This window comes from Pseudomonas sp. B35(2017) (assembly GCF_002113645.1).
Classification (GTDB): Bacteria; Pseudomonadota; Gammaproteobacteria; order Pseudomonadales; family Pseudomonadaceae; genus Aquipseudomonas; species Aquipseudomonas ekonensis.
In genome coordinates this window covers 121,970-143,933 of sequence record NZ_NEIZ01000011.1, presented here as the reverse complement: position 1 = coordinate 143,933, position 21,964 = coordinate 121,970, and the positions used below count along the sequence as shown (strand labels likewise).

Here is a 21,964-nt window from a genome sequence, read left to right as displayed (position 1 = left end):
GAGCGGGCTTGCCCGCGAACGCGGCTCCAGGGTCAGAGCGTTTGCACCAGCCAGTCCCGGAACGCCTTCAGCGACGGCAACGATTCGTTGCGCGCCGGGTACACCAGGTAATAGCTGCGGCGACTGGTGATCGGTTCGCCCAGTTGCAGCAGCTCACCGTTCTGCAGTTCGTCTTCCACCAGGATCCTGGGCACCAGGCCGACGCCGATGTTGGCGCGCACGGCCTGGATCAGGTGCGAGGTCATCTCGAAGCTCGGGCCGATGCGCATGCGGCGGTGGGGCAGGGCGTGGTGGCTGAACCATTCGGCCCAGGCCTGGGCGTTGCTGCTGACGTTGAGCAGCAGCTGGTCGGCGATCTGACGCTCGGCGGCCTGGCGTTCGGTTTCGCTCAGTTGGGCGCTGGCGATGGCCACCAGTTCCTCGGTGTGCAAGGGAAGGGCCGTCAGGCCCGGCCAGTCGCCGCCGCCGACGCAGATCGCCGCGTCGATCTCGCTGGTGTCGAAGTCGATGGCTTCGATGCGCGAATGCAGGTGCACGGTCATGCCGGGGTGGGCGGTGTAGAAGTCCTTGAGGCGCGGCAGCAGCCATTTCGAGCCGAAGGTCGGCAGCGTCGCCAGCCGCAGGCTATGGATGCCGGAGCCGAACGCCATGGCCTGCAGGGTGGCGCTGCGGATCTGGCCGAGGGCTTCGGCCAGTTCGCGCTGGTACATGCGCCCGACGTCGGTAAGGATCACCCGCCGGCCTTCGCGGGTGAACAGGCGCATGCCGAGCATCTTCTCCAGGATCTGCACCTGACGGCTGACTGCGCTCTGGGTCAGCGACAGCTCGTGGGCGGCGCGGGTATAGCTTTCGTGGCGGGCGGCGGCCTCAAAGGCCAGCAGCAACGACATCGAGGGAGTGAGGGTTCGCGGATTCATTCGTTTTAGTCATTAAAGTCGGGTCGAATTTACGTTTGTCGCAGACCGCCCCTGCAATGAACATGGGCACCATGAGATGGCGGAGCCTGACGCAATCATTCGTTGCCTACAAGTGTTTACCGCCGCAATGCCTTTTCGACCGAGACGCCCGACCCATGATTGCCCAGCTGTCGCCTGTTGCCGCCCTGAACGCCGATTACCAACGATTCCTTCAGGCCCTGAAGGATCAGGGCTTCAAGGGGGAAATCAGCGCCGACTACGCCAGCCGCGTAGTGCTGGCCACCGACAACTCGATCTACCAGCGCCTGCCCCAGGCGGCGGTGTTCCCCCGGGATGCCGACGACGTCGCGCTGCTGGCGCGCCTGATCGCCGAACCTGTCCATCGCCAGGTGGTGGTGACGCCCCGGGGCGGCGGCACCGGCACCAACGGCCAGTCGCTGACCGACGGCCTCGTCGTCGACCTGTCGCGGCACATGAACCGCATCCTTGAGATCAACGTGGAGCAGCGTTGGGTGCGGGTGCAGGCGGGCGTGGTGAAAGACCAGCTCAATGCCGCCCTCAAGGCCTCCGGGCTGTTTTTCGCCCCGGAACTGTCCACGTCCAACCGCGCCACGGTCGGCGGGATGATCAACACCGACGCCAGCGGCCAGGGCAGTTGCACCTACGGCAAGACCCGCGACCATGTGCTGGAACTGCACATGGTGTTGCGCGGCGGCGAGCGCCTGCACGGCCATCCGTTGGCTGAGCCGCAGTTGGCCGAGCAGTGCGCCCGCCAGGACCGCGTCGGCGAGGTCTACCGCTGCGCCCGGCAGATCATCGACGAGCAGGGCGAGTTGATCCGCGAACGCTTCCCCGACCTGAACCGTTGCCTGACCGGCTACGACCTGGCGCACCTGCGCGAGGCCGACGGGCGCTTCAACCTCAACAGCGTGCTGTGCGGCGCCGAGGGCTCGCTGGGGTTCGTGGTGGAAGCCAAGCTCAATGTGCTGCCGATCCCCAAGCACACGATGCTGGTGAACATCCGCTACGCCGGCTTCATGGAAGCCCTGCGCGATGCCCGGGCGCTGATGGCGCTCAAGCCGCTGTCGATCGAGACCGTGGACTCCAAAGTGCTGATGCTGGCGATGCAGGACATCGTCTGGCACGGCGTGGCCGAATACTTCCCGGAAAGCGCCGACCAGCCGACCCGGGGCATCAACCTGGTGGAGTTCTGCGGCGACGATCCGGACGACCTGCAACGCCGGGTCGAAGCCTTCCTCGGGCATCTGGGCAGCGACGCCACGGTGCAGCGCCTGGGGCACACGCTTGCGGTGGGCCAGGCGGCGGTGAACAAGGTCTACGGCATGCGCAAGCGGGCGGTGGGCCTGCTCGGCAACGTCGCCGGCGAAGCGCGGCCGCAGCCGTTCGTCGAGGACACCGCCGTGCCGCCGCAGCACCTGGCCGAGTACATCGGCGAACTGCGCGACCTGCTCGACAGCCACAAGCTGCAGTACGGCATGTTCGGCCATGTCGATGCCGGCGTGCTGCACGTGCGGCCGATCCTCGACATGAAGGATCCGCAGCAGGCGGCGCTGGTGCGCCCGGTGTCCGACGGCGTGGCCGCGCTGACCCAACGCTACGGCGGCCTCCTGTGGGGCGAGCACGGCAAAGGCCTGCGTTCGGAATACGCGCCGGCGTTCTTCGGCGAGCTGTACCCGGCGCTGCAAGCCCTGAAGGCGGCGTTCGACCCGTTCAACCAGTTCAACCCCGGCAAGATCGCGACCCCGGACATCCCCGGCGCCGCCTTGCTGAAGATCGACGAAGTGACCCTGCGCGGCGAGCTGGATCGGCAGATCGAGGAAAAGGTCTGGCAGGACTACGGCGCGGCGATGCACTGCAACGGCAACGGCGCCTGCTACAACTTCGATCCGGACGACGCTATGTGCCCGTCGTGGAAGGCCACCCGCCAGCGCTCGCAGTCGCCCAAGGGCCGGGCGTCGCTGATCCGCGAATGGCTGCGCCTGCAAGGTGAGGCGGGGGTCGATGTGCTGGCCGAAGGCACACGCCGGCCGCCGTTCTTCGCCAACCTGCTGCAGCGCTGGCGCAACGGCCGAAGCCCGGCGGCGGACTTCTCCCATGAGGTGTACGACGCCATGGCCGGGTGCCTGGCGTGCAAGTCCTGCGCGGGGCAGTGCCCGGTCAAGGTCAACGTGCCGGACTTCCGTTCGCGTTTCCTGGAGCTGTACCACACCCGTTACCTGCGGCCGCTGCGCGATTACCTGATCGCCTCGCTGGAGTACAGCATGCCGTTCCTGGCGCGGGTGCCGCTGATCTATAACGGGTTGATGGGGTCGGCGTTCAGCCGGCGGATGCTGGAGCGCGTCGGCGGCATGGTCGATGTGCCGCTGCTCAGCCGCTTCGATTTCCACGGGGCGATGCGTCGCTGGCACGTGCAGCCAGCCACGGTGCCGCTGCTGTCGGCGCTGACCCAGGCGCAGCGCGAACGCAGCGTGGTGCTGGTGCAGGATGCGTTCACCCGTTACTTCGAGGCGCCGTTGCTGGCGGACCTGGTCGAGCTGATTTCGCGCCTGGGCTATCAGGTCTACCTGGCGCCGTTCAGCGCCAACGGCAAGCCGCTGCATGTGCAGGGCTTCCTGTCGGCGTTCAACCGCGCGGCGCTGCGCAACGCCGGGCAATTGCGCGAGTTGGCCGATCTCGGCGTGCAGTTGGTGGGGCTGGATCCGGCCATGACCTTGGTCTATCGCCAGGAGTACCTCAAGGTGCCGGGGATGGAGCACTGCCCGGAAGTGGCGCTGGTGCAGGAGTGGCTGCTCAAGGTGATGCCGGAGCGCAGCGGTCTGCCGGCGGCGGAGGGCTTCCGCCTGCTGGCGCACTGCACCGAGAAGACCAACGCTCCGGCGGCGACCCGGCAATGGGAGCAGGTGTTCGAGCGCGTCGGCCTGAAACTGGCGACCCAGGCGACCGGCTGCTGCGGGATGTCCGGCACCTACGGCCACGAGGCGCGCAACCGCGGAACGTCGGCGGTGATCTACGAGCAGTCCTGGGCCCGGCAGGTCGAGGCACCGGCGGAGCGGGGCGAGGCGCTGGCCACCGGCTATTCGTGCCGCAGCCAGGTCAAGCGTCAGTCGGAGCGGGCGCTGCGCCATCCGTTGCAGGTGTTGCTGGAGCGTCTGCGCACCGTTTGAGGGCGGCTGGCCGTTCATCGAAAAATTAGTGTTATAAGGTAACGCAAATTCGGGGCCCTCCGCTGTCGGCCCCGGTCGGATTCTCTTTTCGATTGCGATACCGCCATGACTCTTGCCGCTTCCCCACCCGTTCCGCCTGTGACCGGCCGCCTGCTGTCCATCGATGCCCTCAGGGGCCTGGTCATCCTGTTCATGCTGCTGGATCACGTGCGCGAAACCTTTCTGCTGCACCGTCAGGTCAGCGATCCGATGGACATCGCCGCCACGGAGCCTGAACTGTTCTTCAGCCGCACCCTGGCGCACCTGTGCGCGCCGGTGTTCGTGCTGCTGACCGGGCTGTCGGCCTGGCTGTTCGGCGAAAGGCACGCGGGCAAAGCGGCGGTCAGCGCCTTTCTGTTCAAGCGCGGGCTGTTTCTGGTGGTGCTCGAATTCACCCTGGTGAACTTCGCCTGGACGTTCCAGCTGCCGCCGAGCGTGATTTACCTGCAAGTGATCTGGGCCATCGGCCTGAGCATGATCGCGCTGTCGCTGTTGGTCTGGCTGCCCCGTTGGTTGCTGCTGACGTTGAGCCTGGTGCTCATCGCCGGGCACAACCTGCTGGACGGCGTGCACTTCGCCAAGGAATCCGCGCTGCATGTGCCTTGGGCGATCCTGCACGACCGCGGCTGGATCGAACTGGGCGAAAGCCTGCGCCTGCGCACGTCCTATCCGCTGTTGCCGTGGATCGGCGTGATCGGCCTCGGTTACGCCTTGGGGCCCTGGTTCGCCCGTGACGCCGATGCGGCTGTGCGCAGGTCCTGCCTGCTGTTGGCCGGCATCGCGGGATTGCTGGGGTTCGCCGGGCTGCGCCTGCTCAACGGCTATGGCGAGAAGCCCTGGGCGTTCGGCGACAGCGCTGCGCAAACCCTGATGAGCTTTCTCAACATCACCAAATACCCGCCGTCGCTGCTGTTCATCGCGCTGACCGTGAGCATCGGGCTGTTGCTTTTGCGCGGCTTCGAACGCGCAGGGGAGCGGCGCTGGATCCGCTGGCTGACGGTGTTCGGTTCGGCGCCGATGTTTTTCTATCTGCTGCACCTGTATGCGCTGAAACTGCTGTACCTGATGGGCGTGGCGCTGTTCGGGCTCAACCAGGGCAGCCATTTCGGCTTTTCGTCCGTGGCGGCGGTCTGGCTGGCGGCGGTGGCGCTGGCGGTGGCGCTGTTTCCGGCGGTGCGCTGGTTTTCGCTGCTGAAGGCCCGGCGCAAGGACATCGCCTGGCTGAAGTACCTGTAGCCGCCTCAGCCGGCCTTGCCCGTGCGGGCGAAGTCGATGAAGGCCCGCAGCGGCGCCGGCACATGGCGTCGGCTGGGGTAGTACAGGTGCAGGCCGGGGTAGTGCGGGCACCAGTCGCCGAGCACCTGCACCAGACGTCCGGCGGCCAGATGCTCGCTGACCATGCCCTCGAACACATAGGCCAGCCCCGCGCCCTGCAGTGCCGGGCCGACCATCAGGCTGACGTCGCCCAAGGTCAGCGGGCCGTTGACTTCGATTTCCTGGGCGATGCCGCCGCGCTCGAACTCCCAGCGGTACAGCGTGCCGCTGGGGAAGCGGTGACGGATGCACGGCAGCCCGTGCAGGTCCTCAGGCTTGTGCGGTGTGGCATGGCGCTCGAAAAACGCCGGCGACCCGACCACCACCGAGCGCAGGGACGGGCCGATGGGCACTGAGACCATATCCGCCTCCAGCCGGTTGCCGAAGCGCACGCCGGCATCGAAGCCGCCCGCGACGATGTCCAGCAGGGCGTCGCTGTCGATGACTTCAAGGCGAATGTCCGGATAGGCCCGCAAAAAATCGCTGACGATGGGCAACAGCACCAGTTCGCAGGCCTGGCGCCCGGCGCTGATGCGCAAGGTGCCGGAGGGCGTGTCGCGGAACCGGTTGAGGTCCTCCAGCGCATCGTCGATGTCGCGGAACGCCGGTTGGAGCCGCGTCTGCAAACGTTCGCCGGCCTCGGTCAGGGCCACGCTGCGGGTGGTGCGGTTGAACAGGCGCACGCCGAGGCGGCTTTCCAGGGTGCGCAGCGCATGGCTCAGGGCCGAAGGGGTCAGCCCCAGTTCCACCGCTGCGCGGCTGAAGTTCAGGTGCCGGGCGATGCACAGGAACATCGACAGATCAGCGGTGGACGGTTGTTTCATTTGTGAGTGCCTTTCACAAAGCCATGCGAATTTGCTGGGATTATCACATCAGTAGCACGGCCTTACAGTTCGCTCAACTCATCGAGAAGGCCCGGCACGTTCGCCAAGGCCACTGACAGGAGGAGTTGATATGCGTACCTGGCTCATTACTGGCGCTTCCCGTGGTTTCGGCTCCCTGATCGCCGAACACGCCCTGCGTGCCGGCGACGCGGTGATCGCCACCGCCCGCAAGCCGCAAGACATCACCGACCGCCTCGGCGAGCACCCCCACCTGTTGGCGGTGCGGCTGGACGTCACCCGCGAGGACGAAGCCCATCAAGCGGTGGCGGAGGGCATCAAACGTTTCGGCCGCATCGACGTGCTGGTCAACAATGCCGGTTTCGGCGTGCTGGGGGCGGTGGAAGAAACCAGCGCCAGCGAAACCGAGCGGCTGTTCGCCACCAATGTGTTCGGCCTGCTCAACGTGACCCGCGCGGTGCTGCCGCACATGCGTGCCCAGCGCAGCGGGCGGGTGATCAACATCTCGTCCATCGGCGGCTACCAGGCTTACATGGGCTGGGGCGTGTACGGCTCCACCAAGTTCGCGGTGGAGGGCATCAGCGAAGCGCTGCATCAGGAACTGGCGCCGTTGGGCATCCATGCGACGGTGGTCGAACCGGGCTTCTTCCGCACCGATTTCCTGGACGAGCAATCGTTGATCAAGACCGCGCTGGTGCTGCCGGACTACGACGACACCGTGGGCAAGATGCGCACCTTCGCCGAAGCCGCCAACCATGCGCAGCCGGGGGATCCGGTGAAGTTCGCCGAAGCGATGCTGGCGCTGGCCGATGCCCCGAACCCGCCGCAGCGGCTGGCGCTGGGCAGCGACACGGTGGCGCGGATCGAGGCGAAGAACCGCCTGGTGGCGCAGGAGCTGGCCGAGTGGCACGCGTTGGCGCTGTCTACAGACTTCAAGGACTGAAGGGGTCCAACAGGTTTCTGTGGAATACAGGGATCCCTTGTGGGAGCCAGCCTGCTGGCGATGGCGGTGGCTCAGTCAACAGAGATGTTGGCAGTGCCGGCCTCATCGCTGGCAAGCCAGCTCCCACAGGTTTTGGCGGTGTACATGAATCTTGCGAACGCTTGGGATACTTGTGGGAGCTGGCTTGCCAGCGATGGCGGTAGGTCAGGCAACGGAGATGTCGGCTGAACTGGCCTCATCGCTTGCAGGCAAACTCCTACAGGTTTTGTGGTGTGCCTGGATCCTGCGGACATCGGGGATCCCTTGTGGGAGCCAGCCTGCTGGCGATGGCGGTGGCTCAGCCAACAGAGATGTCGGCAGTGCCGGCCTCATCGCTTGCAGGCAAGCTCCTTCAGGTTTTGGCGGTGTACATGAATCCTGCGGACACCTGCGATACCTGTGGGAGCTGGCTTGCCAGCGATAGCGGTGGCTCAGCCAGCAGAGATGTCGGCAGTGCCGGCCTCATCGCTTGCAGGCAAGCTCCTACAGGTTTTGTAGTGTGCCCGCGAAGAGGACCTCGCTGATCAGCGGCGATCCAACCATACGGTCTGCGCGTTGCAGAACTCGCGCACGCCGAAGTGCGACAGCTCACGGCCGAACCCGCTTTTCTTCACGCCGCCGAAGGTCACGCGGGGGTCGCTGGCGGAGTAGCCGTTGATGAACACGCCGCCGGTCTCCAGCTCACTGGTCAGTTGCTGGGCCAGTGGGACGTTGGCGGTGTAGATCGTCGCGGTCAGGCCGAACTCGCTGTCGGTGGCCAGGGCCACGGCGTGGGCGCAGTCGCGGGCGGTGATGATCGACGCCACCGGGCCGAACAGTTCCTGCCTGAACGAGGTCATGCGGTCGGTGACGTTGGCCAGCACGGTCGGCTCGTAGTAGTTGCCGGCCCCTGGGGCCTTGCCGCCGCCGAGCAGCAGGGTGGCGCCTTCTTCGAGGGTGGCGCGCACTTGCCCGTCGAGCTCGTCGCGCAGGTCGAAGCGGGCCATCGGACCGATGTAGGTGTCGGCCGCCAGCGGATCGCCCATCACCAGTTGGCGGGTGGCCTCGACGAACCGGCGGGTGAATTCCTCCACCACGCCTTCTTCGACGATCAGGCGTTTGGCTGCGGCGCACACTTGCCCGGAGTTCTGGTAGCGGCCGATCACGGCGGCCTGCACGGCTTCGTCGAGGTCGGCGTCGTTGAGCACGATGAACGGATCGGAGCCGCCGAGTTCCAGCACGCATTTCTTCAGCGCGGCACCGGCCTGGGCACCGATGGCCATGCCGGCGCGCACGCTGCCGGTGAGGGTGACGGCAGCGATGCGCGGGTCGGCGATGGCTTTGGAGACGCCTTCAGGGGTGACGTTGATGACTTCGAACACACCGTCGGCGAAACCGGCGCGGGTGAACGCATCACGCAGCAAGTAGGCGCTGCCCATCACGTTCGGCGCATGCTTGAGCACGTAGGTGTTGCCGGCGATCAGCGCCGGCACCGCGCCGCGCAGCACTTGCCAGATCGGGAAGTTCCACGGCATCACCGCCAGGATCGGGCCCAGCGGACGGTATTCGATGCGCGCCTTGCCGCCTTCGACCAGGGTCGGCTCGGCGTCGAGCATGGCCGGGCCGTGTTCGGCGTACCACTCGCAGAGCTTGGCGCATTTCTCGATTTCGCCGCGGGCCTGGGCGATTGGTTTGCCCATTTCCTGGGTGATCATGGTGGCCATGGCGTCGGCGTTGTCGCGCAGGGCGCAGGCCAGGGCGGTCAGGGCGCGGGAACGGTCCTGCAGCGGCTTGCGCTTCCACTTGCCGAAACCGAAGGCGGCGCGGGTCAGGGCGGCGTCGAGGGCGGCATCGGATTCGAACGCGTAGTGGCCGATCTGCTCGCCCGTGGCGGGGTTGACGGAAATGGCGTGGGTCAGGCTGGAAATCGGGCTCATGGCATCGTCCTGCGAGGTCAGTGGATGGGCCCAAGAGTAGGGTGGCATTCGTTTTCTGGAAACTGAATAATAAAGATCGTTTCTTTCACGACTGGAGAATGATCATGGATCTGGTGCAGCTGGAAATCTTCAAGGCCGTGGCCGAGCACGGCAGCATCAGCGCTGCGGCGGCGCAGATCCATCGGGTGCCGTCGAACCTGACAACCCGGATCAAACAGCTCGAAGAGGATCTGGGCGTCGAACTGTTCATCCGCGAGAAAAGCCGTCTGCGCCTGTCGCCGGCGGGCTGGAGTTTCCTGGAGTACGCCCGGCGCATCCTCGACCTGGTGCAGGAAGCCCGGGCCACCGTGGCGGGTGAGGAGCCCCGAGGTGCGTTCCCGCTGGGGTCGCTGGAGAGCACGGCGGCGGTGCGCATTCCCGGGTTGCTGGCGGCCTACAACCAGCAGTACGCCAAGGTCGATCTGGACCTGTCCACCGGACCGTCCGGGACGATGATCGATGGCGTGCTGGCCGGCCGGTTGGCGGCGGCATTCGTCGACGGCCCGGTGCTGCACCCGGCCCTGGAAGGCGTACCGGCCTTCGAAGAAGAGATGGTCGTGATCGCGCCGTTGCACCACGGGCCGATCCGGCGGGCGGCGGACGTCAACGGCGAGAGCATCTACGCCTTCCGCGCCAACTGCTCGTACCGCCACCACTTCGAGAAATGGTTCAGCACCGACGCCGCGGTGCCCGGCAAGATCTTCGAGATGGAGTCCTACCACGGCATGCTCGCCTGCGTCAGCGCCGGGGCCGGCCTGGCCTTGATGCCGTTGAGCATGCTGCAGAGCATGCCCGGTTCCGCGACGGTCAGCGTATGGCCGTTGGCCGCGGATTTCCGTTACCTGACCACCTGGCTGGTGTGGCGGCGGGGGACGGTGTCGCGCAGCCTGGCGATGTTCGTGAAGCTTCTGCAAGCGCAGGGCGGCGACGTCCCGCCGGGCGGGGCAGGCTAGAACAGAGGGCCGCCGGTCCACACCGGCGCGTTCTGGAACTTTTGTTGGCCAGCCACGGCGTTGTTGTACTGCTCGACCAGGTCGTAGGCGCCCAGGTCGATCATCTCGACCGAACTGCCGTCGATCACCGATTTGGTCATGGGCTGGATGACCAGGCCCTTCACCTCCGGCGGGCCCGGATTGATCATCGCATCGAGGATCTTGTTCACCATGGACTTCTTGGCGAATACGTCGGTGGTCGACGTGCTGGCCAGTTTGCCGTTCGTGCCCAGCAGGCCGATCAGGCAGTGGAACACCCACGCGGTGGACATCTGCCAGCCGTAGCTGGCTTCACCCAGTTCGGCATCCACGCTGCCCTTGCATTCGACGATGATGTATTGCTCGATGACCCCGCTGACCAGGTTGCGCTTGACCCAGATCTGGTCGATCCCGTTGGTCCGCCCTGACGACGACTTGCCCAGCTTCATCTGATAGTCCTCGCCCAGAACCGTGATCAGCAGTTTGGCGGCGGCGTATTCGCCGCGGGTTTCGCTGGCGAAATGCTGGGCGTTGGAGTTTTCGAGGTTCTGCAGGTGATTTTTGATCCTGTCTCCGGACCTTTGGTCATGCCTGGCGAATTTGTCTGACGCCCAGCCGTATTTTCCCAGCCAGTCGTAGACCTTGGCCTGTGCGGCAGGGTCGGAACCCAGCAGGTTCCAGTAGTTCAGCGCCGTTTGGTCGGGTTGGGCCTGGCACAACGCGAGCCTGCGCTCGACGACTTGCTGGGCGGCGTAGGTGGTGATGGCGTGGGTCGTTCCGAACGCGCTGGCGGCGTCCGGAATGAGTATGCTGCCGCCGGTGAACTGCCTGTCGCGCGCGACCGCTTCCTTGATCTTCACGGCGTCCAGCGTGTCGAGCAGCACCAGTTGGTCGGCCCGGTCAGGATTGCCGATGTCGGTCGTCAGGCCATGCCGGTTCTTGAACTGATTGAGGATGTACAGCCATTGCTTGCCGGAGATGTCGACCGATGAAGTGCCGATGCTACCCAGTGGCGTGAAGGGATAGACGCCGCCCGTGAGGGTCAGCGGCGGTGCGTTGTACTGGGGCTGGGGCGAGAAGTAGAGCGTGGTTTTTTTTCCGTCGCGCCGTTCCTTGGGCGCCAATTCCATGATCTTGGCGTTCAGCGCATCTGTCGGGTCGGTGTAGCTCGTCAAAGTGACCATCGCCGCATTCCCTTCCGGTGAGAGCGGATTTGACTCTAGCCAAGGCTGTCTTCAACGTCCAGGCGGCCCGGTGCCTTTCCATTTGGGTGCTCGCAATATAAAAATGTATATAGCGCATGGTGTGTGCGTTCCGGCAAAGGGAGTCAGCGATGGATATGGCATTGAGCGGCAAAGAAGCGGTAGGCGAACGGTTTGCGCTGGAGTCGATGGGGCAGGCGCAGCGCTTGACCTGGGAGGCGGTCGACCGGATCGCGCAGATCATCAGGCCCGGCATGCCGGAGTCCGAGGCGCTGGCGCAAGGCAAGCGGATCCTGGCGGACCTGGGCATGGAACGGATCTGGCACCCGCTGCTGATCCGCTTCGGCGCCAACACCCTCAAGACCTTCAAGCAGCGCTCCGACGGCGACCCGGTGCTGGGCGAGAACGACATCTTCTTCATCGACATGGGCGTGGTCTGGCAGGGCCACGAAGGCGATGCCGGGGCAACGTTCACCACCGGCTCCGATCCGCAGATGATCGCCTGCGCCGCGGCCGCCAAGGAGCTGTTCGACCGGGTCGAGGCCTACTGGCGCGAAGGCGTCGCCGGCACTGAGCTGTACCGGTACGCCGCCGATCAGGCACAGGCCATGGGCTGGACACTGAACCTGGACATCAAGGGGCATCGGGTCAGCGATTTTCCCCACGCGATCCATCGGGGCGGCGATCTGGGCCATTTCGATGGGGCACCAAGCCCCGGCGTGTGGATCCTGGAAATCCAGATCGCCCACCCCGAGCTGCCTTACGGAGCGTTCTATGAGGATCTGCTGATCTGATCCCTCTCCCTTCAGGACGCTTGTTTCCGGCGTTCGGCCTGACCGGATGCGAAAAAGCCCGATCCGACTCTGCGTCGGACCGGGCTTTTTCATGGCTGGGAATTAAAGGCCGCCGGCCAGCTTCGCCCCCGACAGCCGCCGACGGTACGCGCTGTCCCGCGTCGCCAGCCAGAAGTACAGCGGCGACGTCACCAGTAGCCCCACCAGCCACGACAGATCCGCGCCGTCGATGTGCACCGACACCGGGCCCACGTACAGCGGCGTGTTCATGAACGGGATCTGCACCGCGATGCCGATGGCGTAGGCCAGCAGCGCCTGGGGGTTGTAGCGGCCGTAGCGGCCGCCGTCGACCCGGAAGATCGAGCCGATGTCGTACTGGCCCTTGTGGATGGCGTAGAAGTCGATCAGGTTGATCGCCGTCCACGGCACCAGTACCACCAGCAGCACCAGCACCATGTCGACGAAGTGGCCGATGAAGTCCGCCGAGGCGCCGACGGCGGTGAAGCAGCAGGCCGACAGGACGATGACCGAAATCACCGCACGGCTGCGGGCGGTGGGGATCCAGCGCCAGGCGAAGGTCTGCACCAGGGTGATGATCGACAGCACCGCGCCGTACAGGTTGAGCGCGTTGTGGCTGATCACGCTGAGCAGGAACAGCACCAGCATCAGCGGGCCGATGGCGCCGGTGGCGAGTTTCACCGCGTCCATGGTGTCCATGCCGGCCGGCGTCGCCAGCACCGCGACGGCGCCGAACACGAACGACAGGCTGGAGCCCAGCGCCGACCCCAGGTAGGTGGTCCAGAACGTGGCGGCCACCGGCACGTCGGCCGGCAGGTAGCGCGAGTAGTCCGACACATAGGGCGCGAATGCGATCTGCCACAGCGCCGCCAGCGACACCGTGGCCAGCCAGCCGGACAGGTTGAAGCCGCCGCGGGTGAGGAAGTCGTCGGTCTGGATGTGGGTCAGGATGTAGCCGAAGCCGACCATGATGCCGATCCCCAGCACCCAGGTGCCGATGCGGTTGAGCACATGGATGAAGCGGTAGCCGATGATGCCGATGACGCCCGAGCCGAGGGCGCCGATCACGATGCCGACCGGCACCGGCACGCTGTCGGCCACGCCGTGCAGGGACTTGCCGGCCAGGACGATGTTGGAGGCGAAGAAGCCGATGTACATCACGCCGGCGATCACCACCACCAGCAAGGCGCCGAGGGAGCCGAACTGGGCGCGGCTCTGGATCATCTGCGGAATGCCCATCTGCGGGCCCTGGGCCGAGTGCAGCGCCATCAGCACGCCGCCCACCAGGTGGCCGACCAGGATGGCGACGATGCCCCACACCAGGTTCAGGTGGAACAGTTGCACACCGAGGGCGCCGGTGACGATGGGCAGCGGCGCGATGTTGCCGCCGAACCAGAGAGTGAACAGGTCGCGCACCTTTCCGTGGCGTTCCTGCGGCGGCACGTAGCCGATGGTGTGCTTTTCGATGAGCGGTGCGGCGTTTGTTGCTGAGGTGGCCATGACGAACTCCAAGGCAAGGACGAGTACGTGGACGTACTTCGGTGAGCGACGGCGCGGCCGGCGCATTTCTTGTCGGGTCGATCATGTGCAATGGCGCGGGGGAGATAAATTAGTAGATTTGTTGCTTCAGACCTTAAAAAAACTGGCCCCGCAGATCGGTTCACGAGGCTCTGGGCCGGGGCTTTCAGGCGCACAAGCGACAACGCAGCCGGCCCCGGGCGGAGGCGGCTGTCGCTTGTGCGTCACGCGGTTCAGCCGCGCAGGGAGGCCAGCATCCGTTGCAGCATCGCGTCGCAGGCGTCGAGCTGCGCGAGGCTGACGAACTCGTCCGGCTTGTGCCCCTGATCCATGCTGCCGGGGCCGCACACCACGGTGGGGATCCCGACCGCGTCGAACAGGCCGCCCTCGGTGCCGAACGCCACCGTGCCGAAGTCCCCAGAGCCGCAGAACGCGGCGATCAGTTGCGCGGCCTGGCTCTGCGCGTCGGTGGCCAGGCCCGGATAGGCCGACAGCTCGCTGAAGCGGATGTCGCTCTGCGCGCTGACCGCCCGCATGCGGGGCAGCACCTGCCGTTCGGCGTAGGCCTTGAGCTGCGAGGCGACCTCGGCCGGATCCTGCGAGGGCAGGGCACGGATCTCGAAATCGAAACGGCAGTCGGCGGGTACGATGTTCAGCGCCTTGCCGCCGCTGATCACCCCGGTCTGCACCGTGGAGAAGGGCGGGTCGAAACGCGGGTCGTGATGCTCAGGCGCCTTGAGCCTCTGGCCGATGCGCCCCAGTTCGCCGATCAGCTCGGCCGCGCACTCGATGGCGTTCACCCCCTGCGGCGCGTAGGCCGAATGGCAGGCGTGGCCGTGGACATCGCAGCGCATCGCCAGTTTGCCCTTGTGGCCGAGCACCGGTTTGAGCTCGGTGGGTTCGCCGATGATGCACAGCAGCGGTTTGACCGGGCGTTGCTCCAGCACCTTGAGCAGCGAGCGCACGCCGAGGCAGCCGACCTCTTCGTCGTAGGACAGGGCGATGTGCACCGGTTTGCTCAGCGGCGCCTCGACCAGCGACGGCACCAGCGCCAGCACGCAGGCGATGTAGCCTTTCATGTCAGCGGTACCGCGCCCGTAGAGCTTGCCGTCGCGACGGGTCAGCTCGAACGGCGGCACCGTCCAGGGCTGGCCGTCGGCGGGCACCACGTCGGTGTGCCCCGACAGTACGATCCCCGGTCGGTCACAAGGCCCGACCGTGGCGAACAGGTTGGCCTTGCTGCGCTCGTCGTTGTAGACCAGCTCGCAGGGCACGTCGAAGCGCGCCAGGTAATCGCGCACGAAGCCGATCAGTTGCAGGTTGGATTCGCGGCTGGTGGTGTCGAACTCCACCAGGGTCGCCAGCAGCTCGGCGCTGGCGCTCATCGGTCGTCTCCGGCCACGCCGTAGCCCGGCGCCTTCGCAGGATCCAGGGCGCGGTCGATGTAGTCCTGCAGCTGCGGGCGATAGGCCTCCCACAGGTTCTGCAACTGGCCGATGGGGTCTTCGTCGGCCCAGTCCACTCGCAGGTTGACGATGGGCCAGGTCAGTTCGCCGACCACAACGACCGCCGCCGAATGCACCGGACCCGCTTCGCCGCCCAGGGCCTGGCCGGCCTGCAGCGCGCCGATCAGCCGGTCGGCCAACTGGCCTTCGCCGTCCTCGAACGCCCGCACCATGGCTTCGATCACCGAGGGGCCGGCGAGCATGTTGCCGGCGGCCACGCATTGCTCGCCCGCCACGGCGTTGTGGGTGCCCAGGGTCTGCCCGCCGCTGAAGTGGGCGGTCTGGCCGAGGTGGTTGATCGCGGTGATCTGGCGGTACTGGCTGTAGCCGTTGCGGGTCAGCGCCTTGTCCAGCGCGGCGTCCGGCGTCAGCCCCTGTTCCATCAGCGCGAGGACTTCAGGGCCCAGGGACGGCAGGGTGATGTTCTGGGTCGATACCGCGCCCACGCCCGGCAGCAGCCAGGGGCAGCGGGCGCCGACGGCGATGCTCGACGAGCTGATGGCGATGCCGAACTGGCCGGTCTCCGGGCAGCGGGCGGCGATGGAAAATGTCATGTCTCTAACTCCTGTTCGACTTGAGAGCGGGGGGGCAGGCAAACCCGCTCCCGCAGGGTTCAGCGGTGGCGGTCTGTCGTCTTACTCGGGGATCACCGCCACCACGTCGATCTCCATCAGCCACTGCGGCTGCCCCAGCGCCGACACCACCAGCCCGGTGGAGATCGGGAACACGCCCTTGAGCCACTTGCCGACTTCCTGGTACACCGGCTCGCGGTAGCGCGGGTCGATCAGGTAGGTGGTGGTCTTGACGATGTGGCTGAGGTCGCTGCCAGCCTCTTCCAGCAGTTGCTTGACGTTGCGCATCGCTTGCTCGGCTTGGGCGCGCGGGTCGCCGAGGCCGATCAGGTTGCCGTCGAAGTCGGTGCCGACCTGGCCGCGCACGTACACGGTGTTGCCGGCGCGCACGGCCTGGCACAGGTCGTTGTCCAGGGTCTGGTTGGGGTAGGTGTCCTTGGTGTTGAACATGCGGATGCGGGTGTGGGTGGGCTGGGCCATGTGAAACTCCTGACGAAAAGGGGCCCGGCGCGACGGGCGCCGGGATGCGAAGGCAAGGTCAAGCGTCGACGGTGTCGGTGTTCTTGCGGGGGGCCGCCGCGCGCTGGTCGGCGTCGCGGTAGGCCAGGTACTTGCGCTGGGTGGCGATGTGGTCGGCCACGTGCTTGGCGTCGTGCCACACGCCCCAGATGAACGAAGAGCCGCGCCGGGACTGCCACGGCAGGCCGAGGAAATACACGCCCGGTTCGCTGGACACCCCGCGCTGGTGCTGCGGCTTGCCCTTGTCGTCGAACGCGCCGACCTTCAGCCACGAGTAGTCCACGGCGAACCCGGTGGCCCAGATGATCGAGGTGACGCCGGCGGCGGCCAGGTCCAGGTTCGCCAGCGGGTGCTTCACGCACTCGGGATCCGGATAGGTTTCCCGGGCCTCGGGCTCCGGCGGCAAATCCAGGCCGTTGCGTTCGATGTAGGCGTCGGCGGCGTCGAGCAGCGCCAGGTAGTTCTCGTCGCCGCGCTTGAGGTTGTCCGCCAGATCCTGCCTGAACGTCACCACGCCGTCCTTGAACGACTCGGTCACGCCCACCAGGGTCATGCCACGGTGGGCCAGGCCCCGGAAGTCGATGGTGCGCCCGCCGTGGGCGCCGCTTACGGCAATCGTCACGTGCTCGCGGCCCGGTTTCATGGCGGCCTGATCCCATTCGCCGAGCACGCCCAGCCACCAGCAGAAATCACGGTTGCGGTAGGCCCGGGGCGGGCGGTCGTGGGCGCCGACCGACAGGAACACCTGCCGGCCCGAACGCTGCAGCTCATCGGCGATCTGCACCCCCGAGGAACCTGCGCCGACCACCAGCACCGCGCCGTCCGGCAGTTGCTGCGGGTTGCGGTAGTCGGCCGAGTGGATCTGCTGCAGGCGTGGGTCCTGCGGGGCGATCGGCGGGATCACCGGCCGCTGGAACGGGCCGGTGGCGGCCACCACGCGGGCGGCCTCGATCACGCCCTCGGAGGTCTCGACGGTGAAGCCCGGACGCCCGACATTGCGCACCACGCTCTTGACCTCGACGCCGGTGCGGATCGGCGCGTTGAATTTTTTCGCATAGGCCTCGAAGTAATCCGCCACGCGATCCTTGTGGGCGAAACCGTCAGGATCCACATCGTCGAATTCCATCCCCGGAAAGCGGTCGTGCCAGGCCGGGCCGTTGGCCACCAGCGAGTCCCAGCGCCCGGTGCGCCAGCGTTCGGCGATGCGGCTGCGCTCCAGCACCAGGTGCGGGATGCCGAGCTTGCCCAGGTGTTCGCTCATGGCCACACCCGCTTGACCGGCACCGACGACAAGCGTGTCTGTTTTTATTGTTTCAGTGGTCATCTCTCATCCCTTTTCACGAGGCAATTGGATTCAGGCGGCGTGCGGCCTGCTCTCTGTGCTTGGGATCAGACTAGGGTCGGGGTGCCCATCGGTAAAATATTATTAAGCTGGGATCTGAGCATAAATTGCTGATGCAGCCGCTCGCCCGCCACGGCCCGAAACGCCGAAAGTGTTCGGTGATCGACCGTTCGACGGGCCGCCGATTGTCGCTGCCGCCACGCCGGCGTACTGTGGACGGCATCCGTGAAAACCTGACAAGAACGAGTGCCCTCCATGGACAGCCGCCTGCTGAGCGAGCGCAGCAGCGTGTTTCACCACGCTGACCCGTATGCCGTGTCCGACTACGTCAACCGGCACGTCGGTCAGCACCTCATCGGCCTCGCCAAGACCGCCCATCCCCAGGCCAGCCTCAACCACCGCAAGTTCGCCGACCTGGACCTGTGCCGCATCAGCTACGGCGGCAGCGTACGGGTCACCTCCCTGGCGCTGGAAACGGTCTACCACCTGCAAGTGCTGCTGCAGGGCAACTGCCTGTGGCGCGGGCACAAGCGCGAGCAGCATCTGGTGCCGGGCGAGCTGCTGCTGATCAACCCGGACGATCCGGTCGATCTCACGTATTCCGACGACTGCGAGAAATTCATCCTCAAGGTGCCGGTCAGCGTGCTGGAGTCGGTGTGCGACGAGCAGCGCTGGCTGCGTCCGTCCGGCGGCATCCGCTTCCGGCGCAACCATTACCGGCTCGACGACCTGGAAGGCTTCACGCCGTTGCTCGGCATGATCTGCCAGGAAGCCGAAGCCAGCGATCCGCTGCTGCGGGTGCAGGAGCACTATGTGCAGATTATCGGCAGCAAGCTGCTGTCGCTGCTCGACACCAATGTCAGCCGCGAATCCTTGAGCGCGCCGTCGGCCAGCCTGGAGCGGATCCTGGAGTTCATCGAACGCAACCTCAAGCAGAACCTGAGCGCCGAAAGCCTGGCCGCGCAGGCGTGCATGAGCCCGCGTTCGCTGTACGCGCTGTTCGAACGCCAGTTGGGCGTCACACCGATGCAGCACATCCGCCAGCGCAAGCTGGCGCGCATCCACGCCTGCCTCACCGACCCGAGCTGCCCGGTGCGCAACCTCACCGAACTGGCGCTCGACTACGGCTTCCTGCACCTGGGCCGCTTCTCCGACAGCTACCGCCAGCAGTTCGGCGAGCTGCCGTCCCACACCTTCAAGCGCCGCCACTGAGTCCCCGCACCCTCTGAAACACCTGCCGCGCCGTCCTGCGCAAAACGGATAGCGATGTGCAGGAATCGGCTATTGCGCCCGCCGTCGCCTCCCTAACCTGACCTGGACTGAACAATAACAATGGAGGCCCTGGCCATGTCCCTGGGAATCGACTACCTCACTGCCTTGCTCGAAGAAGACAAGGAGCAGGGTGCCTACCGCTGCAAGCGGGAGATGTTCACCGATCCGCGGCTGTTCGAGCTGGAAATGGCGCACATCTTCGAAGGCAACTGGATCTACCTGGCCCACGAAAGCCAGATCCCCCGCAACAACGATTACCTGACGCTCACCATGGGCCGTCAGCCGGTCTTCATCGCGCGCAACAAGGACGGCGTGCTCAACGCCTTCCTCAATGCCTGCAGCCACCGCGGCGCCATGCTCTGCCGGCACAAGTCCGGCAACCGCTCCAGCTACACCTGCCCGTTCCACGGCTGGACGTTCAACAACAGCGGCAAACTGCTCAAGGTCAAGGATCCCGCCGAGGCGGGCTACCCCGAAGGCTTCAACTGCGAAGGCTCCCACGACCTGACCCGGGTGGCGCGCTTCGAGTCCTACCGCGGCTTCTTGTTCGGCAGCCTCAACCCCGACGTGAAGCCCCTCGCCGAACACCTGGGCGAGTCGGCGCGGATCATCGACATGATCGTCGACCAGTCCCCCGAGGGCCTGGAAGTGCTGCGCGGCTCCAGCTCCTACATCTACGAGGGCAACTGGAAACTCACCGCCGAAAACGGCGCCGACGGCTACCACGTCAGCTCCGTGCACTGGAACTACGCCGCCACCCAGAACCAGCGCCAGCAGCGCGAGGCCGGCGAAGAGATCAAGACCATGAGCGCCGGCAGATGGGCGAAGAAGGGCGGTGGCTTCTACTCCTTCGACCACGGCCACCTGCTGCTCTGGACCCGCTGGGCCAACCCCGAGGACCGTCCGGCCTACGAGCGCCGCGACGAACTGGCCCGGGACTTCGGCCAGGCCCGCGCCGACTGGATGATCGAGAATTCGCGCAACCTGTGCCTGTACCCCAACGTGTACCTGATGGATCAGTTCAGTTCGCAGATCCGCATCGCCCGGCCGATCGCCGTGGACAAGACCGAGATCACCATCTACTGCATCGCCCCCAAAGGCGAGAGCGCCGAGGCTCGGGCCAAGCGCATCCGCCAGTACGAGGACTTCTTCAACGTCAGCGGCATGGCCACCCCGGACGACCTGGAAGAGTTCCGTTCCTGCCAGACCGGCTACGGCGCCGGGCGCGGCTGGAACGACATGTCACGCGGGGCGGCCCATTGGGTCGACGGCGCGGATGCCGCCGCCGAAGAGATCGGCCTCAAGCCGCTGCTGTCCGGGGTGCGCACCGAGGATGAAGGCCTGTTCGTGCTGCAGCACAAGTATTGGCAGGAAACGATGCTCAAGGCCGTGTCCGCCGAACCGCAGCTGATCCCTGTGGAGGCCGTGCCATGAACAGCCTCTACGACACCGTGCGCGATTTCCTCTACCGCGAGGTCCGTTATCTGGACGACGCCGAGTGGGACCGTTGGCTTGAGCTCTACGCCGCCGACGCCAGCTTCTGGATGCCGGCCTGGGACGACAACGACACGCTCACCCAAGACCCGCAGAGCGAGATCTCGCTGATCTGGTACGGCAACCGCGGCGGCCTCGAAGACCGGGTGTTCCGGATCAAGACCGAGCGCTCCAGCGCCACCGTTCCCGACACCCGCACCTCCCACAACCTGAGCAACATCGAGATCGTCGAGCAGGGCGAAGGCCAGTGCCGGGTGCGCTTCAACTGGCACACCCTGAGCTTTCGCTACCAGGTCACCGACAGCTATTTCGGCACCAGTTTCTACACCCTCGACCTGCGCGGCGAGCAGCCGCTGATCAAGGCCAAGAAGGTCGTGCTGAAAAACGATTACGTCCGTCAGGTCATCGACATCTACCACATCTGACCGAGACGGCGCGGGCCTTGGCCGTTGGCCGGACCGGCGCCGTGAGCGAGGTGCAACATGGGTTTTCGCATCGCATTGAATTTCGAGGACGGGGTGACCCGCTTCATCGAGGCCGACGGCCAGGAAACCGTCGCCGACGCGGCGTACCGCCAGGGCATCAACATTCCGCTGGACTGCCGCGACGGCGCTTGCGGCACCTGCAAGTGCTTCGCCGAATCCGGGCGTTACGCCCTGGGCGACAACTTCATCGAGGACGCCTTGAGCGAGGACGAACTCGCCCAGGGCTACGTGCTCACCTGCCAGATGCGCGCCGAGAGCGATTGCGTGGTGCGGGTGCCGGTCGGCTCCCAGGTCTGCAAGACCGGGCAGGCCAGCTTTGAGGCGGCGATCAGCGATGTGCGCCAGCTCTCCGAGAGCACCATCGCCTTGTCGGTCAAGGGCGAGTCCCTGAGCCGGCTGGCGTTCCTGCCGGGCCAGTACGTCAACCTGCAAGTGCCGGGCAGCGACCAGAGCCGGGCCTATTCCTTCAGCTCGTTGCCGAAGGACGGTGAAGTCAGCTTCCTGATCCGCAATGTGCCCGGCGGTCTGATGAGCCGCTTTCTCACCGGGCTGGCCAAGGCCGGCGACAGCATGACCCTGGCAGGCCCGCTGGGCAGTTTTTACCTGCGCGAGATCAAGCGGCCGCTGCTGCTGTTGGCCGGCGGCACGGGGCTGGCGCCGTTCACGGCGATGCTGGAGCGGATCGCCGAGGAGGGCAGCGCCTACCCGGTGCACCTGATCTACGGCGTCACCCATGACTTCGACCTGGTCGAGCTCGACCGCCTCGACGCCTTCGCCGCGCGCATTCCCGGCTTCAGCTACGGCGCCTGCGTGGCCAGCCCCGAGAGCCGGCACCCGCTCAAGGGCTACGTCACCCAGCACATCCAACCGCGCCACCTCAACGATGGCGACGTCGACGTGTACCTGTGCGGCCCGCCGCCGATGGTCGAGGCGGTCAGCCAACACATCCGCGAGCAGGGCATCACCCCGGCCAATTTCTACTACGAGAAGTTCGCCGCCGCGGCGGCCTGAGCCCTGCGCCGAACCTGAGCCTGATGC

18 protein-coding genes are annotated in these 21,964 nt (G+C 66.1%); 9 read left to right on the top strand and 9 right to left on the bottom strand.

Annotated elements, in window-relative coordinates:
• Positions 1 to 32 precede the first annotated feature (32 nt).
• Entirely contained in the window at positions 33 to 917 is an 885-nt protein-coding gene (locus tag CAG41_RS18800; RefSeq protein ID WP_085586457.1) for a LysR substrate-binding domain-containing protein, read from the bottom strand.
• Between the two features lie 155 nt (positions 918 to 1,072).
• Here CAG41_RS18800 and CAG41_RS18795 point away from each other — a divergent pair, with 155 nt between their 5' ends.
• Positions 1,073 to 4,102 (top strand): FAD-binding and (Fe-S)-binding domain-containing protein, encoded by a 3,030-nt coding sequence (locus tag CAG41_RS18795; RefSeq protein ID WP_085707314.1) that lies wholly within the window; start codon positions 1,073 to 1,075, stop codon positions 4,100 to 4,102.
• Between the two features lie 105 nt (positions 4,103 to 4,207).
• A complete protein-coding gene (locus CAG41_RS18790) occupies positions 4,208 to 5,377 on the top strand; it encodes a DUF1624 domain-containing protein (RefSeq protein WP_085707313.1) in 1,170 nt (389 codons plus the stop codon).
• A gap of 5 nt (positions 5,378 to 5,382) precedes the next feature.
• Here the strand turns inward: CAG41_RS18790 and CAG41_RS18785 are convergent, their stop codons facing one another.
• On the bottom strand, positions 5,383 to 6,279 hold the full coding sequence (locus CAG41_RS18785) for a LysR family transcriptional regulator (RefSeq protein WP_085586463.1): 897 nt from the start codon (positions 6,277 to 6,279) through the stop codon (positions 5,383 to 5,385).
• A gap of 130 nt (positions 6,280 to 6,409) precedes the next feature.
• On the opposite strand from CAG41_RS18785, the gene CAG41_RS18780 reads away from it, so the two are divergent.
• Positions 6,410 to 7,240 carry an oxidoreductase gene (locus CAG41_RS18780; protein WP_085633280.1) on the top strand — a complete coding sequence of 277 codons (831 nt, stop codon included), beginning with the start codon at positions 6,410 to 6,412 and terminating at the stop codon, positions 7,238 to 7,240.
• A 563-nt stretch (positions 7,241 to 7,803) separates the two neighbouring features.
• Here the strand turns inward: CAG41_RS18780 and CAG41_RS18775 are convergent.
• Entirely contained in the window at positions 7,804 to 9,195 is a 1,392-nt protein-coding gene (locus CAG41_RS18775) for an aldehyde dehydrogenase family protein (RefSeq protein WP_085707312.1), read from the bottom strand.
• Positions 9,196 to 9,299: 104 nt separating this feature from the next.
• Here CAG41_RS18775 and CAG41_RS18770 point away from each other — a divergent pair, with 104 nt between their 5' ends.
• A complete protein-coding gene (locus CAG41_RS18770; protein WP_085633356.1) occupies positions 9,300 to 10,187 on the top strand; it encodes a LysR family transcriptional regulator in 888 nt (295 codons plus the stop codon).
• Here the strand turns inward: CAG41_RS18770 and CAG41_RS18765 are convergent.
• Complete coding sequence (locus CAG41_RS18765) at positions 10,184 to 11,389, bottom strand: hypothetical protein (protein WP_085586471.1); 1,206 nt, start codon at positions 11,387 to 11,389, stop codon at positions 10,184 to 10,186. The genes CAG41_RS18770 and CAG41_RS18765 overlap by 4 nt on opposite strands.
• Positions 11,390 to 11,538: 149 nt before the next feature.
• On the opposite strand from CAG41_RS18765, the gene CAG41_RS18760 reads away from it, so the two are divergent.
• On the top strand, positions 11,539 to 12,201 hold the full coding sequence (locus CAG41_RS18760) for a M24 family metallopeptidase (protein ID WP_085640576.1): 663 nt from the start codon (positions 11,539 to 11,541) through the stop codon (positions 12,199 to 12,201).
• A 102-nt stretch (positions 12,202 to 12,303) separates the two neighbouring features.
• Here the strand turns inward: CAG41_RS18760 and CAG41_RS18755 are convergent, their stop codons facing one another.
• From CAG41_RS18755 to CAG41_RS18735, 5 genes are all read right to left on the bottom strand, one after another.
• A complete protein-coding gene (locus CAG41_RS18755; protein WP_085640575.1) occupies positions 12,304 to 13,719 on the bottom strand; it encodes a cytosine permease in 1,416 nt (471 codons plus the stop codon).
• A gap of 251 nt (positions 13,720 to 13,970) precedes the next feature.
• Complete coding sequence (argE, locus tag CAG41_RS18750; RefSeq protein WP_085707311.1) at positions 13,971 to 15,122, bottom strand: acetylornithine deacetylase; 1,152 nt, start codon at positions 15,120 to 15,122, stop codon at positions 13,971 to 13,973.
• Entirely contained in the window at positions 15,119 to 15,796 is a 678-nt protein-coding gene (locus CAG41_RS18745; protein ID WP_085586480.1) for a DUF1028 domain-containing protein, read from the bottom strand. The genes argE and CAG41_RS18745 overlap by 4 nt, the downstream gene beginning before the upstream one ends.
• Positions 15,797 to 15,877: 81 nt before the next feature.
• On the bottom strand, positions 15,878 to 16,294 hold the full coding sequence (locus CAG41_RS18740) for a RidA family protein (RefSeq protein WP_085586482.1): 417 nt from the start codon (positions 16,292 to 16,294) through the stop codon (positions 15,878 to 15,880).
• 58 nt (positions 16,295 to 16,352) lie between these two features.
• A complete protein-coding gene (locus CAG41_RS18735; RefSeq protein WP_085586484.1) occupies positions 16,353 to 17,657 on the bottom strand; it encodes an NAD(P)/FAD-dependent oxidoreductase in 1,305 nt (434 codons plus the stop codon).
• Positions 17,658 to 17,930: 273 nt separating this feature from the next.
• On the opposite strand from CAG41_RS18735, the gene CAG41_RS18730 reads away from it, so the two are divergent.
• The 4 genes from CAG41_RS18730 to benC all read left to right on the top strand — a co-directional run bounded on the left by CAG41_RS18730 (position 17,931) and on the right by benC (position 21,937).
• Entirely contained in the window at positions 17,931 to 18,887 is a 957-nt protein-coding gene (locus tag CAG41_RS18730) for an AraC family transcriptional regulator (protein WP_085707310.1), read from the top strand.
• A gap of 135 nt (positions 18,888 to 19,022) precedes the next feature.
• Positions 19,023 to 20,381, top strand: a complete 1,359-nt coding sequence (benA, locus tag CAG41_RS18725) for a benzoate 1,2-dioxygenase large subunit (protein WP_085707326.1) — start codon at positions 19,023 to 19,025, stop codon at positions 20,379 to 20,381.
• Complete coding sequence (benB, locus tag CAG41_RS18720; protein WP_085586488.1) at positions 20,378 to 20,866, top strand: benzoate 1,2-dioxygenase small subunit; 489 nt, start codon at positions 20,378 to 20,380, stop codon at positions 20,864 to 20,866. Before benA ends, benB begins: the two co-directional genes overlap by 4 nt.
• Positions 20,867 to 20,923: 57 nt before the next feature.
• Positions 20,924 to 21,937 carry a benzoate 1,2-dioxygenase electron transfer component BenC gene (benC, locus tag CAG41_RS18715; RefSeq protein WP_085586490.1) on the top strand — a complete coding sequence of 338 codons (1,014 nt, stop codon included), beginning with the start codon at positions 20,924 to 20,926 and terminating at the stop codon, positions 21,935 to 21,937.
• Positions 21,938 to 21,964 lie beyond the last annotated feature (27 nt).